The 16,924-nt window shown below is 38.0% G+C and carries 15 protein-coding genes; 14 read left to right on the top strand and 1 reads right to left on the bottom strand.

Annotation, left to right across the window (positions count from 1 at the left end):
- Positions 1–84 precede the first annotated feature (84 nt).
- Positions 85–840, top strand: a complete 756-nt coding sequence (locus HRG09_RS12065) for a MerR family transcriptional regulator (protein WP_174101062.1) — start codon at positions 85–87, stop codon at positions 838–840.
- On the top strand, positions 837–1,448 hold the full coding sequence (locus tag HRG09_RS12060) for a hypothetical protein (RefSeq protein ID WP_174101031.1): 612 nt from the start codon (positions 837–839) through the stop codon (positions 1,446–1,448). The genes HRG09_RS12065 and HRG09_RS12060 overlap by 4 nt, the downstream gene beginning before the upstream one ends.
- 18 nt (positions 1,449–1,466) lie before the next feature.
- Here the strand turns inward: HRG09_RS12060 and bcaP are convergent, their stop codons facing one another.
- Positions 1,467–2,876, bottom strand: coding sequence for a branched-chain amino acid transporter BcaP (gene bcaP / locus HRG09_RS12055; protein ID WP_174101030.1), 1,410 nt, complete (start codon positions 2,874–2,876; stop codon positions 1,467–1,469).
- 234 nt (positions 2,877–3,110) lie between these two features.
- On the opposite strand from bcaP, the gene HRG09_RS12050 reads away from it, so the two are divergent.
- The 12 genes from HRG09_RS12050 to HRG09_RS11995 all read left to right on the top strand — a co-directional run bounded on the left by HRG09_RS12050 (position 3,111) and on the right by HRG09_RS11995 (position 16,921).
- Positions 3,111–3,539, top strand: a complete 429-nt coding sequence (locus HRG09_RS12050; protein ID WP_174101029.1) for a DUF4362 domain-containing protein — start codon at positions 3,111–3,113, stop codon at positions 3,537–3,539.
- A gap of 159 nt (positions 3,540–3,698) precedes the next feature.
- Entirely contained in the window at positions 3,699–5,675 is a 1,977-nt protein-coding gene (gene uvrB / locus HRG09_RS12045; protein WP_174101028.1) for an excinuclease ABC subunit B, read from the top strand.
- Between the two features lie 5 nt (positions 5,676–5,680).
- Positions 5,681–8,551 (top strand): excinuclease ABC subunit UvrA, encoded by a 2,871-nt coding sequence (uvrA, locus tag HRG09_RS12040; RefSeq protein ID WP_174101027.1) that lies wholly within the window; start codon positions 5,681–5,683, stop codon positions 8,549–8,551.
- 341 nt (positions 8,552–8,892) lie between these two features.
- Complete coding sequence (locus HRG09_RS12035; protein WP_174101026.1) at positions 8,893–9,267, top strand: phage holin family protein; 375 nt, start codon at positions 8,893–8,895, stop codon at positions 9,265–9,267.
- Between the two features lie 162 nt (positions 9,268–9,429).
- Entirely contained in the window at positions 9,430–10,359 is a 930-nt protein-coding gene (hprK, locus tag HRG09_RS12030; RefSeq protein WP_174101025.1) for an HPr(Ser) kinase/phosphatase, read from the top strand.
- A 23-nt stretch (positions 10,360–10,382) separates the two neighbouring features.
- Positions 10,383–11,195: a prolipoprotein diacylglyceryl transferase gene (lgt, locus tag HRG09_RS12025; RefSeq protein WP_174101024.1), complete on the top strand. Its 813-nt coding sequence runs from the start codon at positions 10,383–10,385 to the stop codon at positions 11,193–11,195.
- 65 nt (positions 11,196–11,260) lie between these two features.
- Positions 11,261–11,899: a pyrophosphatase PpaX gene (gene ppaX, locus HRG09_RS12020; RefSeq protein ID WP_174101023.1), complete on the top strand. Its 639-nt coding sequence runs from the start codon at positions 11,261–11,263 to the stop codon at positions 11,897–11,899.
- Between the two features lie 21 nt (positions 11,900–11,920).
- Entirely contained in the window at positions 11,921–12,442 is a 522-nt protein-coding gene (locus HRG09_RS12015; RefSeq protein WP_174101022.1) for an acyltransferase, read from the top strand.
- A 130-nt stretch (positions 12,443–12,572) separates the two neighbouring features.
- Positions 12,573–14,084 carry a tetratricopeptide repeat protein gene (locus HRG09_RS12010; protein ID WP_174101021.1) on the top strand — a complete coding sequence of 504 codons (1,512 nt, stop codon included), beginning with the start codon at positions 12,573–12,575 and terminating at the stop codon, positions 14,082–14,084.
- Positions 14,085–14,161: 77 nt separating this feature from the next.
- Positions 14,162–15,118 (top strand): thioredoxin-disulfide reductase, encoded by a 957-nt coding sequence (gene trxB / locus HRG09_RS12005; protein ID WP_174101020.1) that lies wholly within the window; start codon positions 14,162–14,164, stop codon positions 15,116–15,118.
- A 175-nt stretch (positions 15,119–15,293) separates the two neighbouring features.
- A complete protein-coding gene (locus HRG09_RS12000) occupies positions 15,294–16,100 on the top strand; it encodes a DUF368 domain-containing protein (protein WP_174101019.1) in 807 nt (268 codons plus the stop codon).
- Between the two features lie 362 nt (positions 16,101–16,462).
- Positions 16,463–16,921, top strand: coding sequence for an NUDIX hydrolase (locus HRG09_RS11995; protein ID WP_001190078.1), 459 nt, complete (start codon positions 16,463–16,465; stop codon positions 16,919–16,921).
- The last annotated feature ends 3 nt before the right edge of the window (positions 16,922–16,924 follow it).

The raw sequence follows: 16,924 nt of genomic DNA, 5'->3' as shown, positions 1-16,924 counted from the left end.
TCAGCTTTTTTTCATTTTTTTACAAAAATACTTGAAAGTTACGTTACGTCATCTTTTACAATGAAAGAGGAAAGGGTGATGGGAATGATTTCGATTCAAGAACTTACAAAGGAAACAGGGGTTACAGTAAGAACGCTCCGTTATTACGATCAAATTGATTTATTAAAACCGAGCGGAAAAACTGAGGGTGGGCACCGTTTATATAGTGAAGTGGATGTCATTCGGTTGCAGCAAATTTTGTTTCTAAAAGAAATGGGTTTCTCGTTAAAAGAGATTATGAATATGCTAATGACAGATGAATTAAGTTTGAAAGGATCGTTGGAAAAACAGCTTGCATTTGTACAAGAAGAGCAGAAAAAATTTAACCGAATGGAAAAGATTTTGCAGGCTGTCGTTTATTCGGCAGAACTTGAAGGAGAACTGGATTGGAAAATCATGTTTGAGCTGATTCAACTTTCAAAGCAGTCTCCGCGTATACGCGAAATGTTTCAAAAAAAGATATTTTCAGAGGAAGAACAAAAATTGCTTGGCAATTTGCCGAATATGAGTGAGGAAGATAAAAATGTTCGAGAATGGGTGGATGTATTCAAGCAATTACGCAGCTTTATGAAAGAAGGAAAAGATGCATCTCATGATGAAGTACAAGAGGCTACAAAAAGGCTAATGGAGAAATGTATGGAGATGGCAAATGGCGATGAAGCATTTCTAGATAAATTGTGGGAAGTAAGAAAGTCAAAAGAAGATTCACAGAAGATGAATATGTATCCAATTGAAGAAGAGCTTCTAGCGTATATGGATGAGGCTTTTCGTATATATGATGAGAGGGAGCGGACGAAATGAGTCTACTTGCAGAATATCGTTGGTATTTCTTGATTGGAGCGGAAGTTGTATTTTGGATATCAGCTATTGGATTTTTTTTACTGCGTTATGGGTTTCGATTACGGAAAGCAAGTTTTATCATGGGGATTGTATTGCTGCTTAATGAAGTATTTATTTTGACTTTAGGAGTTATTGACTATTATCACACAGGGAAATTTTCTAACTTTCAAATCATAACTTTAGTGATATTACTTTACGCACTCTTTTATGGGAAAAAAGATTTAAAGAAATTAGATATACGTATCCAGAAGCTTGTTGCCAAATGGCGAAATGAACCGATGCCTATTATTGAAGATCCATTAGAAGTTACTGGATGGGCTCATACGAAGCAGGAAATATGGGAATGGAGCCTACATCTCATTTTATTTACTGTCGTTCATATTGTATTTTTCTTTATGTATGGGCTCGTGCCAATGGAACAGTGGGGAGATTGGCTTGAAAAAGGTATTGTTTTAAATAAGGCGGCAAGTCGAGTGAGCCAGGTATGGGGTGTTGTGTTTTTAGTTGATACGGTAATTACATTTTCATATCTCATTTTTCCTAAAAAAGAAAAAAAGCTGTCGTCCTAATTGGACAACAGCTTTTTTCTATGCAACGTCTTCTGTTTTTTCTTTTCGAAGAGTACTATTTTTGTAACCATAGCTGAAATAGACAACAAGTCCAATTACAAGCCATACGGCAAAGCCAATCCATGTTGTTACTGGTAGTTGCAATGCAAGGTATCCACAGAATAGAACAGCTAAAGCGGGAATCCATGGTACCAATGGCACTTTAAAAGCACGCGGTAGTTCTGGTTGTTTTTTGCGTAAGATGATTACCCCAATTGATACAACTATGAATGCGAATAATGTACCGATATTTGTTAATTCTGCTAGTTTATTTAAAGGAACAAAACCAGCAAAGAAAGCAACCATAGTTGCAGTGACCCAACTATTGATAACAGGTGTTTTTGTTTTTTTATTTACGCGAGAGAGTGCTTTTGGTAGTAAACCATCGCGACTGATTGCGTAAAATAAACGTGTTTGTCCATAGAGCATAACGAGTAATACAGTTGTAATTCCAGTAATTGCTCCTAAAGAAATGAAACCAGCAACCCAATCTTGTTGAATGTATTGTAGTGCAAAGGCAACAGGATTTTTTACACCTAATTGGTCGTATGGAACGATTCCAGTTAATATTAATGAAACGACAATATATAAAATAGTACAGATTGTTAAAGAAGCAATAATGCCGATTGGCATGTTACGCTGTGGATTCTTTACTTCTTCAGCGGCTGTTGATACAGCATCAAATCCAATGTAAGCAAAGAATACAGTTGCTGCTCCAGCTGTTACGCCAGAGAAGCCAAATGGCATAAATGGTGTCCAATTTTCAGGCTTTACATAGAAAGCACCAACGCCGATAAATAGAAGGATGACAAAGAGTTTTATAGCTACCATAATGGCATTGAAACGAGCTGATTTTTTCGCACCTTTTGTTAATAATAATGTCATTAGAAAAATAATACAGATTGCCGGTAAGTCTACGTATGTTCCAGCCTCGGGATTATAAGCGCTTGTTAGAGCGGTAGGTAATGTAATACCGAAACCACTTAATAACCCTTGGAAATATCCTGACCAACCCGACGCAACAGCTGAGGAAGCTAACCCGTATTCCAGGATTAAATCCCATCCTAAAATCCAAGCGATTAATTCTCCAAATGTTGCGTAGCTATAAGTGTACGCACTACCTGAAACCGGTACAGTTGAAGCGAATTCAGAGTAGCATAGTGCCGCAAATATACAGGCTAAACCGGATAAAATAAATGATATAATAAGTGCTGGTCCTGCATGCTCTGCCGCGACAACACCGGTAAGAACGAAAATGCCGGTTCCGATAATAGCGCCGACCCCTAACATAGTAAGGTCAAATGCGCCGAGTTCTTTCTTTAAAGACGCCCCTTTTTGTTCGGACTGTGCTAGTAATGCTGAAATGGATTTTTTTCGAAATAGATTCATATAGTTTCCTCATCTCCTTTTTGTTTAAAAATTCTGAAAAACAACTCCGTTTTGTCGTATAATGTCGAATCCTTGTAGTTTGTATTCTAATGTGGAAAAATAACTTTGTAAATAATTATTTTTTAGAAAATTCTACCTTTTCTTATTTGTGAGTATATATGCATTTTTCTTTTACCAACTGATTTCGTGTTGAATACATAGTATAAAGCCAAAACGAGCTGGAGAGGATTGAATATGAGAAAAGGAATTACTTCATTGTGTTTTCTATTTTGTATTAGCAGTTTAGTAGCATGTTTACACCCTGACAGTAAAATCGATGAGAAAAATGATGTAATTGCAAAAGGGCATGAAATTTCTAATTTACATAAGTTCGAGAAGTTCATTACAAATGTTGAAAAAGGAGACAGAGATAAAATAAGGATTGTGAATTATACAGATGAAGGAGACCCAATCTTTCAAACGTTAGAATATGATGAAAAAGAAATTAGCTATTCTTTAGATAGTTCCTATGATAAATTTGCAGGTAAAGATAAAGGGATTTACTCTGATACTTGTAAAAAGGTAATAAAAGATATTCGTGAAGATATAAGGTATACGCTACATGATTGTAAGAAGGAAACTGGTCATAATGGGTATCACTTGTTCGGTTTGCCAATAAAATAAATGAGATTAAACAGGAAGGGACTTACATAAAGAAGGATCCTTCCTTTTTCTATTTATATTGTCGAAAACTTTACCGAATATCTGTTCGTTTCTTGGTTTTTTTATGGGCATTCGTGGTAAAATGGGAATACAGATTTTTTACGAGGAGGTCGGTTTTGTTTGGAACATCAATTTGAGATTGTCTCAGAATATTCCCCGCAAGGTGATCAGCCGAGGGCGATAAAGCAGCTGGTCGCGGGGATTAATAATGGTAAGAAACATCAAGTATTGCTTGGAGCGACAGGAACGGGTAAGACATTTACGATTTCGAATGTGATTAAAGAAGTGAAGAAGCCAACACTTGTAATGGCTCATAATAAAACGTTAGCGGGACAGTTGTATAGTGAGCTCAAGGATTTCTTTCCGAACAATGCGGTTGAGTATTTTGTGAGTTATTACGATTATTATCAACCGGAAGCGTATGTACCACAAACCGATACGTTTATTGAGAAAGATGCACAAATTAATGATGAGATTGATAAATTGCGCCACTCCGCAACATCAGCTTTATTTGAACGTGATGATGTCATTATTGTGGCAAGTGTTTCTTGTATTTATGGTTTAGGTTCACCAGAAGAATATCGTGAACTTGTCGTTTCTTTGCGCGTTGGTATGGAGAAGGACCGTAATCAGTTGCTTCGTGAACTTGTTGATGTGCAGTATGGCCGTAATGACATTGATTTCCAGCGTGGGACATTTCGTGTACGCGGGGATGTAGTTGAGATTTTTCCAGCATCACTTGATGAACATTGCATTCGGATTGAGTTTTTTGGAGATGAGATTGATCGAATCCGTGAAGTGAATGCCTTAACAGGTGAAGTATTAGCAGAACGTGAACATGTAGCAATCTTCCCGGCATCTCACTTCGTTACACGTGAAGAAAAAATGAAAGTTGCCATTGAAAATATCGAAAAAGAATTAGAAGAACGTTTAAAAGAATTAAATGATAACGGTAAGTTGTTAGAAGCACAGCGGATCGAACAGCGAACTCGTTACGATTTAGAAATGATGCGCGAGATGGGCTTTTGTTCAGGGATTGAGAACTACTCCCGTCATTTGACGCTTCGTCCAGCGGGTTCAACGCCTTATACATTAATAGATTACTTCCCTGATGATTTCTTAATTGTTATGGATGAGTCACATGTAACAGTGCCCCAAGTAAGAGCTATGTATAACGGGGATCAGGCACGTAAACAAGTGCTTGTTGACCATGGGTTCCGTCTGCCATCAGCGATGGATAACAGACCGCTTATGTTTGAAGAGTTTGAAGAGAAAACGAATCAAGTTGTGTATGTATCAGCAACGCCGGGTCCATACGAACTAGAGCATGTACCGGAAGTTGTGGAGCAAATTATCCGTCCAACGGGGCTTTTAGATCCGCAAATTGATGTAAGGCCAATTGAAGGACAAATTGATGATTTATTAGGAGAAATACAAGACCGAATTGCGAAAAATGAGCGCGTATTAATTACGACACTAACAAAGAAAATGTCAGAGGATTTAACAGATTACTTAAAAGATGTGGGGATTAAAGTAAACTATCTGCATTCTGAAATTAAAACGCTAGAGCGGATTGAAATTATTCGTGATCTTCGTCTTGGTAAGTTTGATGTGCTTGTCGGTATTAACTTATTACGAGAAGGACTCGATATTCCGGAAGTGTCACTCGTAGCGATTTTAGATGCGGATAAAGAAGGTTTCTTACGTTCAGAGCGATCTTTGATTCAAACAATTGGTCGTGCAGCGCGTAATGAAAACGGTCATGTAATCATGTACGCAGATCGGATCACGAAATCGATGAATATTGCAATGGAAGAGACGAAACGCCGTCGTCAAAAGCAAGAAGCTTACAATGAGGAACATGGTATTACGCCGAAAACAATTCAAAAAGAAGTGCGTGACGTAATTCGTGCAACAACAGCCGCAGAAGAAACAGAAGTATATGAAACAACGCCGGCTAAGAAAATGACGAAGAAAGAACGGGAAAAAACAATCGCGAAGATGGAAGCAGAAATGAAGGAAGCGGCAAAAGCACTAGATTTTGAGCGTGCAGCTGAGCTGAGAGATTTACTGCTAGAATTAAAAGCGGAAGGGTGAAAAGAGTGAGCAAAGATTTTATCGTTGTAAAAGGTGCGAGAGCGCATAACTTAAAAAATATTGATGTAACCATTCCGAGAAATCAGCTCGTTGTTGTGACAGGTTTGTCTGGTTCAGGGAAATCATCATTAGCATTTGATACGATTTATGCAGAAGGGCAGCGCAGATATGTGGAGTCTTTATCCGCGTATGCGCGCCAATTCTTAGGACAAATGGATAAACCGGATGTGGATACAATTGAAGGTTTGTCTCCAGCCATTTCAATTGATCAAAAAACGACGAGTCGTAATCCTCGTTCAACGGTCGGAACCGTGACGGAGATTTATGACTATTTACGTCTATTATTTGCACGTATTGGGACGCCAATCTGTCCGAATCATGGGATTGAAATTACATCACAAACGGTAGAACAGATGGTAGACCGTGTTTTGGAATACCCAGAGCGTACAAAATTGCAAGTGTTAGCACCGGTTGTGTCAGGACGTAAAGGTGCACACGTGAAAGTATTAGAAGATATAAAGAAACAGGGTTATGTTCGTGTTCGTGTTGATGGAGAAATGCTTGATGTTTCTGAAGAGATTACATTAGATAAAAACAAGAAGCATTCGATTGAAGTTGTAATTGACCGTATCGTTATAAAAGAAGGAATTGCGAGCCGCCTTGCCGACTCCCTTGAGAGCGCACTCAAGCTTGGCGGAGGTCGTGTATTAATTGATGTGATTGGAGAAGAGGAGCTTTTATTTAGTGAGCATCACGCTTGTCCGCATTGCGGTTTCTCGATCGGGGAGTTAGAGCCTCGTATGTTCTCTTTCAATAGTCCATTTGGAGCTTGTCCGTCTTGTGATGGGCTCGGTTCGAAATTAGAGGTAGATTTAGAACTAGTGATTCCAAACTGGGATTTATCTTTAAATGGGCATGCGATTGCCCCTTGGGAACCGACTAGTTCGCAATATTATCCGCAATTATTACAATCGGTATGTAATCATTACGGCATTGATATGGATATGCCTGTAAAGGATATACCGAAAGATTTGTTTGATAAGGTATTGTATGGAAGCGGAGAAGAGAAGGTTTATTTCCGTTATGTGAATGACTTTGGTCAAGTGAAAGAGAGTGAGATTTTATTTGAAGGAGTTATTCCAAATATTGAGCGTCGTTACCGTGAAACGAGTTCGGATTATATTCGTGAGCAAATGGAGAAATATATGGCCGAGCAGGCGTGTCCGAAATGTAAGGGAGGCCGCTTAAAGCCAGAAAGCTTAGCTGTTTTTGTTGACGGAAAAACAATTTCGGATGTAACAAAGTATTCTGTTCAAGAAGTGTATGATTTCTTCGATGCCATTGAACTAACAGAAAAACAGGAAAAGATTGCTCGTTTAATTTTACGTGAAATTAAAGAGCGGGTAAGTTTCTTAATTAACGTAGGACTTGATTATTTAACATTAAGCCGTGCGGCGGGAACATTATCAGGCGGTGAAGCACAGCGTATTCGTCTGGCAACGCAAATTGGTTCTCGTTTAACAGGTGTATTATATATTCTTGATGAACCTTCTATTGGCTTACACCAACGTGATAATGATCGTCTCATTCGTACATTGCAGGAAATGCGCGATTTAGGAAATACATTAATCGTTGTTGAGCATGATGAAGATACAATGATGGCGGCCGATTACTTGCTTGATATCGGTCCTGGTGCAGGGATTCATGGTGGGCAGGTTGTATCAGCTGGATCACCAGATGAAGTGATGAATGATGATGATTCATTAACAGGACAATATTTAAGTGGTAAGAAGTTTATTCCGGTTCCACTTGAAAGGCGTAAAGGGGACGGACGAAAAGTTGAGATTATTGGTGCAAAAGAAAATAACTTAAAAAATGCGAAAATGTCATTCCCGCTTGGTACATTTGTAGCAGTAACAGGTGTATCTGGTTCTGGAAAAAGTACGATGATCAATGAAGTTTTATATAAATCGTTAGCGCAGAAATTATATAAAGCAAAAAGTAAGCCAGGCGCACATAAGGACATTAAAGGCCTTGAACATTTAGATAAAGTTATTGATATTGATCAATCACCAATTGGACGTACGCCACGTTCAAACCCTGCAACATATACAGGTGTGTTTGATGATATTCGCGATGTGTTTGCACAAACGAATGAAGCGAAGGTACGTGGATATCAAAAAGGACGCTTTAGCTTTAACGTCAAAGGTGGCCGCTGCGAAGCTTGTCGTGGTGATGGCATTATAAAAATTGAAATGCACTTCTTACCGGATGTATATGTTCCATGTGAAGTATGTCATGGAAAACGTTATAATCGTGAAACGTTAGAAGTGAAATATAAAGATAAGAACATTTCTGAAGTACTAGGAATGACGATTGAAGATGGGGTAGAATTCTTTGCGAATATCCCGAAAATTAAACGGAAGTTACAGACGCTTGTAGATGTAGGACTAGGTTATATGAAATTAGGACAGCCGGCCACTACATTATCGGGTGGTGAAGCGCAGCGTGTGAAACTTGCCTCTGAATTACACCGCCGTTCTACAGGTCGTACGTTATATATTTTAGATGAGCCAACAACAGGTTTACATGCACATGATATTGCACGTCTTCTAGAAGTATTGCAGCGCCTTGTTGAAAGTGGGGAAACTGTGCTTGTCATTGAGCATAATTTAGATGTAATTAAAACAGCTGATTACATTGTTGACCTTGGCCCAGAAGGTGGAGACAAAGGCGGACAAATCGTTGCTTCAGGGACTCCGGAGCAAGTTGTAAAAGAAGAGCGTTCGTATACAGGAAAGTATTTAAAAGGTATTTTAGAGCGTGATACAGCTCGTATGAAAGAGAAAATGAAAGAAGTTGAAGTAGGGAGCTAAGCCGATTTGGCTAGCTCCTTGCTTTAGTTTTGAGAAAGAACCAGTTTTAGTGTGATAGGTATACAAGTATGAAGAATGGAATAAGCTTTTATATGATTTTATTTTGTTCTTCCGCAATATACGTCGTGGTTATGAAAATACAACCAGATTCCCTACTCACATTCTCCCTATGTTTTCACAAGGCATGGGGTGAAAAAGGGCCCTGACCGCTCCTATGCATGGGCGGACGCTCTCTTCCCACCAAAAAAGAAAGGTTTTCATTCGTTTTATAAATGGTCACTTGGCGTTTGCAACCCATTAGCGTATGATTAAATATATATATCAAAAGGATGTGTAAGAAAATGAGATGGATTCTATCACTTCTTGTGAATAGCGTCGTGTTAATTGTTGTATCAGGTCTTCTGAAGGGAATTGCACCAGACGCATTTTACATAGAAAATATACAAACGGCAATTATTGCGAGCATTATCTTATCGATTTTAAATGTGTTTGTAAAACCGTTATTAATTTTAATTACGTTGCCGATTACGGTACTGACATTTGGATTCTTCCTAATCGTAATTAACGCGATTACGCTGAAAATGACAGATTCTTTATTAGGTGATGCTTTTAATATATCTGGATTTGGTGTAGCGATTGTTGCGGCAATTTGTATTTCTATTTTAAATATGCTGATTGATAAAGTAATTGTAGAGCCATTATCTGAAAAAAAATAGAAAAGTGACAAAAAGAAAAACATTTCATGAACGCCATGAAATGTTTTTTTTTATTTAATAGAAACCACATTTCTTGTTTACAGAAAAAAATGGTACAATATCGGATAGAATGGAATTTTACATCAAATGAGACTGAACCCGCAGCGGAGTGGAGGTTTACATATGCCGAAAGTACGGACAAAAGATTTAATTGAACAATTTCAATTAGAGTTAGTGAGTGGTGAGGAAGGGATTCACCGTCCAATTGATACAAGTGATTTATCGCGACCTGGAATTGAAATGGCAGGATTCTTTACATATTATCCAGCTGATCGCGTCCAGCTTCTTGGAAAAACGGAGCTTACCTTCTGTGAGACGTTAACAAGTGAGCAAAAGCAAGAAAGAATGAAAGTTCTTTGTACAGAAGAAACGCCTTGTATTATTGTAACGCGTAGTCAAGATGTGCCAGAGGAATTATTGCAAGCATCACGTGAATCTGGGGTGCCTCTTTTACGTTCTGCCCAAACGACGACAAGACTATCAAGTCGTTTAACAAACTATTTAGAGAGTAAGTTAGCGCCAACAACTGCTGTTCATGGTGTATTAGTAGATATTTACGGTGTTGGTGTTTTAATTACAGGTCAAAGTGGTGTCGGAAAAAGTGAGACAGCGCTTGAACTTGTAAAACGTGGTCATCGTCTAGTTGCAGATGATAGCGTTGAAATTCGTCAAGAAGATGAAGATACATTAGTAGGAAGTTCACCAGATTTAATTGAGCATTTATTAGAAATTCGCGGTTTAGGTATTATTAACGTAATGACGTTATTTGGTGCAGGTGCTGTACGAAATTATAAGCGTATTACACTTGTGATTAACCTCGAGATTTGGGATCAAAAGAAAAACTATGATCGCCTAGGTCTGGATGAAGAGAAAATGAAGATTATAGATACAGAACTTACGAAGATTACACTTCCAGTGCGACCTGGTCGAAACTTGGCTGTTATTATTGAAGTAGCAGCGATGAACTTTAGGTTAAAACGAATGGGAGTCAATGCAGCCCAACAATTTTCAGAGCGCCTAATGAGTGCGATTGAACTAGGGAATCAGGAGTAATTGAGGAGAGGGAGGTCATCCATATGCTGTTAGGGTCTGTACCACAGTTAGACCGCATAGCCATTCAACTTGGACCATTCCCAGTCTATTGGTATGGACTTATTATCGGGACAGGTGTTTTGCTTGGCCTTTGGCTTGCTACACGCGAGGGTGAACGGTTAGGTATTCCAAAAGATACGTTTGTCGATCTTGTTTTAATTGCGGTGCCAATCGCGATTCTTTGCGCACGCGCATACTATGTTATTTTTGAATGGGAATATTATATGCAAGATCCCAAGCAAATTATTAATATTCGTCAAGGTGGCTTAGCGATTCATGGTGGTTTAATCGGGGCGGTTATTACGGGGATTTTCTTTGCGAAGAGACGCGGGCTTTCTTTCTGGAAGTTAGCTGATATTGCAGCACCGAGTATTTTGCTTGGACAAGCAATCGGACGCTGGGGCAACTTTATGAACCAAGAGGCTCATGGTGGTGAAGTAACGAGACAGTTTTTAGAAGGCTTACATTTACCAGAGTTTATTGTGAACCAAATGTATATTGATGGTGTTTATTATCATCCAACGTTCTTATATGAATCATTATGGAGTTTTGCAGGTGTAATCCTATTGTTGTTATTACGAAAAGCGAATTTACGACGTGGTGAATTATTCTTTACGTATTTAATTTGGTATTCAGTTGGCCGTTTCTTTGTGGAAGGGTTACGTACAGATAGCTTAATGTTAGGGCCACTTCGTATTGCACAAGTGGTGTCTATCGGACTTGTTGTTATTTCAATCATTTTCATTATTGTGAGACGTAAAATGGGGCAAGCTGATAAAAGATATTTAGAAGACTAGAAAAAGTAGCATCTTATATGAGATGCTGCTTCTTTCATATTCAGATAGCGAAAGGACCTTAGCATATGAAAATAAATACAGTGTTATTTGATTTAGATGGGACGTTAATTAATACAAATGAACTCATTATTTCTTCTTTTTTACACACGTTAAACAAGTACTATCCAAATCAGTATAAGCGCGAAGATGTATTGCCGTTTATCGGTCCGTCTTTGCATGAGACGTTTAGTTCAATGAATGAAAGTAAGGTAGATGAGATGATTCAGTGCTATCGCCAGTTTAATCATGACCATCACGATGAACTAGTGGAAGAATATGAAACTGTTTATGAGACAGTCCAAGAGCTAAAGAAGCAAGGATACAAAATTGGAATTGTAACAACGAAGGCAAGACAAACGGTGGAAATGGGTTTAAGGCTTTCTAAATTAAATGAGTTCTTTGATGTGGTTGTTACAATTGATGATGTACAGCATGTGAAACCACATCCAGAACCGATTCAAAAAGCATTAAAGCTACTACATGCAAATCCAGAAGAAACGTTAATGGTTGGTGATAACCATCATGATATAGTGGGCGGACAAAACGCAGGTACGAAAACCGCGGCAGTTGCCTGGACGATTAAAGGTAGAGAGTACTTAGAGTCATATAAGCCGGATTATGTATTAGATAAAATGAGTGACTTGTTATCCATTTTGTCTGAATAGTAGGTAAGGGGAGAGAGTAAAGTGCGACGGACAACGCGCTACCCTGTTTCAGGAGCAAATCCACTATGGAATGTATATAAGACAGTATCTTTCTTTAAGGTGATGAAAAATTTTATTGTCATTCAAATTGCACGTTATACACCATTTTTACGAATGAAAATTTGGCTGTATCGCACATTTTTACGAATGAAAGTAGGAAAGCAAACATCATTTGCGCTTATGGCAATGCCGGATATTATGTTTCCAGAAAAGATTAAAATTGGAACGAATTCAATAATTGGCTATAACACAACGATTTTAGCTCACGAATATTTAATTCATGAATATCGCCTCGGGGAAGTCATTATAGGGAATGAAGTAATGATTGGAGCAAATTCAACTATATTGCCAGGTGTAAAGATTGGGGACGGCGCCATTGTTTCAGCAGGTACACTTGTTCACCGTGATGTACCAAGTGGTGCTTTTGTAGGTGGAAATCCGATGCGTATCATTTATACGCAGAAAGAAATGGCAGAGAAGAGAAGTTCGTTGTTAAAAATGTAACATTTCTCTTCTCTTTTTATGAATAAAAAGGAAATAATTGATTATAATATACTGTTTTGTTTTTTACGGAATCGTTTATACTTATAAATAGAAAATGTATGAGCGAAGAAAACAAAAAACTGGAGGATATATGGGGAAAAATCAACGGATGTATAAGGAGAACGGACAAGTTATCTCTTTTAATCAATTAGCTGATTTCTTTTATAAAAAAGGAATGAAAGCTTATCAAAGTCATAAATTACAAGATGCAATTAAATATTTTCGAAGAGCGGCACAAAGTGAGAAAGAGCCGTTTATTTTATGTCAATTAGCGACGGTATTATCTGAAGTCGGTGAGTATCAAGAATCAAATCAAATTTTCTTGAAATTAATTCGTTCGAATTCTGATATTGAGCAGTGCTATTATTTTATCGCAAATAATTACGCATATCTCGGTTTGTTTCAGCAAGCAAAGAAGTATGCGGAGAAATATTTAGAGGTAGCAACGGAAAAAGAATTTGTAGAAGATACGTTAGAATTACTTGAGATTATGGAAGAAGAATCGTTGGATACGGAAGAGATTGAAGATGAAGATGAATTAATTGTTATGCAGGAAGAGGCGAATCGCTATATTCGTAACGGACAATTGGAGGAAGCGATTGCTACGCTTGAAGTTGTAACGAAGGATTATCCAGAATTTTGGTCGGGTTATAATAACTTAGCAATTGCGCATTTCCAATCAGGAAATGTAGATCAGGCACTAAAGTTAACAGAAATGATTTTAGAGAAAAATCCTGGTAATATGCATGCGCTTTGTAATACGCTTATTTTTCTATATTCAATTGGAGAGCATAAACAAGTAGAAGCGTTAGCGGGGCAACTAGAATCAGTATATCCGATGTCATTTGAGCATCGATTAAAGCTAGGAACAACATTTGCAACAATTGGTTACTTTGCATCAGCATATAAATGGTTAAGGTTATTAAAGCGTCAAGGTTATGAAGGTGATGTCAGCTTTTACTATTGGTTTGCATACTCTGCTTATATGATACAAGATCAACATACAGCCGAAAAAATGTGGCAATCTGTTGTAGAATTACACCCTGATAAAAAAGGGAAAGAGCCGTGGAATGCCCTGCATTTAGCTGATGAAGGGCAGAATGTTTTGTTTGAAGAGCTGCGGAAATCTTTTGGGCAAAGTGAAACGTTAGAAGAGAAAATGCTAGCACTATATTTAATGAATGAACTAACAACACCAGAGAAAATTAGCTTTTTCTTTGAGGTGGCGCAGGCGAAAAATGGTGTGCCGATCGTTTCACAACTGGCAAAATATTTCTTTTTAATGAGTAGTCATAAGAGTATTCCAGGCGAGTTACAAGCGTTTGAACAATGCGTCAGAATTTCGGATGCCTTATATAACTATACAAATAAAGAAGATGAATTGATTGAAGAATGCTTGCATTTTTGGTTTTGTACGTTTATCCGTTTATATACATCTGGTACGGTCTTTACGAATGTGTTTGGGTGGTCTGCGGCAATCGAATATATTGTGCGCGGCCAGCAGAGAAATAAAATGACACAGGCCGAACTTGGAAATATATATAATGTATCTGTAGCAACTGTGAGAAAATATGTGCAAGTAGTAAAGCGTACTCATGCATAGGCAAATCATTGGGAAAAAACAGGTGCTAACAGTATAATGAGGGTAAGTTATGGTAGGAATGAAGAGGAGTGAATAGTGTGTCAGAAGAAAAAATTTATGATGTCATTATTATTGGTGCTGGACCAGCTGGGATGACAGCTGCAGTGTATACGTCTCGTGCAAATTTAAGCACGCTTATGCTTGAACGCGGTATTCCAGGCGGACAGATGGCGAATACAGAAGATGTAGAAAACTATCCAGGTTATGAATCCATTTTAGGACCTGATTTATCAAATAAAATGTTCGAGCATGCAAAGAAATTCGGTGCTGAATATGCGTATGGTGATGTAAAAGAAGTCATCGATGGTAAAGAATATAAAACAGTTGTGGCTGGTAAAAAGGAATATAAAACACGCGCAATCATCGTTGCAAGTGGTGCAGAGTACAAAAAAATCGGTGTGCCAGGTGAAAAAGAACTTGGAGGCCGCGGTGTATCATATTGCGCAGTATGTGATGGTGCATTCTTTAAAGGGAAAGAACTTGTTGTTGTTGGCGGCGGAGATTCTGCTGTTGAGGAAGGTGTGTATTTAACACGTTTCGCATCAAAAGTAACAATCGTTCACCGTCGTGATACACTTCGCGCACAGAAAATCCTGCAAGATCGTGCTTTCCAAAATGAAAAAGTAGACTTCATTTGGAATCATACTGTAAAAGAAATCAATGATGAGAATGGTAAAGTAGGTAGTGTAACACTTGTAGATGTGAACACTGGTGAAGAACAAGAGTTCAAAACAGATGGTGCTTTCATTTATATCGGTATGTTACCACTATCAAAACCATTTACTGAGCTAGGTATTACAAATGAAAATGGTTATATCGAAACAAATGAACGCATGGAAACGAAAGTTCCTGGTATTTTCGCAGCTGGTGATGTTCGCGAAAAAATGCTTCGTCAAATTGTAACAGCAACTGGTGATGGCAGTATCGCAGCACAAAGTGCACAGCACTATGTAGAAGAGCTGTTAGAAGAATTAAAAACTGTAACAGAAAAATAAGGATATGAATCTTTTTTAGAGAAGAAAGCTACCTTCATAGATGGTGGCTTTCTTCTTTTATTTTCTTCCTAAAATGTCAAATGTTTGTCAAAATTTCTTTGGATTACAAGATTCCTTATTGTTATACTAGAATTTATGGGAAAAATGACTATGAGAAATGAGGAGTTTATTCAATATGGAATGGCGTAATATATATCGTGGTTTTTGTATGGGCGTTAGTGATTTAATTCCTGGCGTTAGTGGTGGCACAATTGCTGTTGTATTAGGGATTTATGAAAGGTTGCTTGCGGCAATTAGCGGATTCTTTAGTCGCGAATGGAAAAAGCATTTAGGCTTTTTAATTCCGCTTGCTATGGGCGTAGCGGCTGCGTTTTTAACATTAAGTCATGTGATTAAGTATTTGCTAGAATATCATTATGAGCCAACGCAGTTTTTCTTCCTTGGTTTAATTATAAGTATTTTACCAATGTTGATGAAGGAAGCGAATGCGAAAGAAACATTTAAAGGTGGACATATTGTTATATTAATCGTTGCAGCGGCTCTTGTAGCTGTAACAGCACTTTTTAAGCCAGATAAAGCGGCAGATTCAATTACGACGTTAACTATTTTAAATGCAATTGGGCTATTCCTGGCAGGATGGATGGCTAGTATGGCTATGTTACTTCCAGGGATTAGTGGGTCATTTATTTTATTAATCATCGGTGTATATCCAACAGCGATTAATGCGTTAACAACATTAAATCTGCCACTAATTGCAGTGATTGGCGCAGGGGTTATGGTTGGATTCGTTGTAAGTAGTAAAGGAATTAGTTACTTATTGACACATTTTAAAAGTGCAACATTCGCAGTAATTATCGGACTTGTTATTGGATCGATTGCAGTAGTGTTTCCAGGTATTCCGGCCGGTGGCATGTCGATTGTAAGCTCTATTATTACGTTTATTTTAGGATTTGCGATTGTATCGTATTTCAGTAAAAAATAAGTGGTAAATCTCCTTGACGATAAAATTCGTTAAGGGGATTTTTTTATGTTCTTAGGAAGAATAAGTTTATCTATATCCATTTTATTTTTTTGACATATAAGTCACCGTTATGAAAAGAAAAGAAGGTCTTCGCTCATTTTTTCCTTCTGTTTTCACATGGCATGGGGCGAAAAAAGGAACTAACCGCTTCTATCCATGAGCGGATTCTCTCTCCCACCTAAAAGGAATGATTTTGGTTGTTTAACCCGTATTTGGCTTGTTTAAGGAGCTAGCCTCCTTCATTGTGACAAACTGTTTTTGATAGTATAATGAAATGAGTATGTGATGAAGAAATTCGTCATAAGTAGCTGAGGTGAAGAGGCATGCAAAGAGTAACAAACTGTGTGTTAATTAAAGATAATGAAGTTCTCCTACTACAAAAACCTCGTCGGAACTGGTGGGTTGCACCGGGCGGGAAAATGGAGCGCGGTGAAACAGTGAGGGATTCCGTTGTCCGCGAATATCGTGAAGAAACAGGCATTTATTTAAAGAACCCAGCATTAAAGGGAGTCTTCACTTTTGTCATTCAAGAAGGCGATAAAGTTGTTTCTGAGTGGATGATGTTCTCCTTTTTAGCGACAGATTTTGCAGGAGAAAACAAATTAGAAAGCGAAGAAGGCATCATTGGTTGGCATACATTTGATAAGATTGATGAATTAGCAATGGCGCCGGGAGATTATCACATTATTGATTATTTAATTAAAGGAAATGGAATCATCTACGGTACGTTTGTATATACACCAGATTTTGAATTACTTTCATATCGATTGGATCCAAGCTAAACC

It is taken from the genome of Bacillus sp. Xin1, from assembly GCF_013314535.1.
Lineage (GTDB): Bacteria > Bacillota > Bacilli > Bacillales > Bacillaceae_G > Bacillus_A.
The sequence above is the reverse complement of the archived record's forward strand: the minus strand, read 5'-3'. Positions and strand labels throughout refer to the sequence as shown.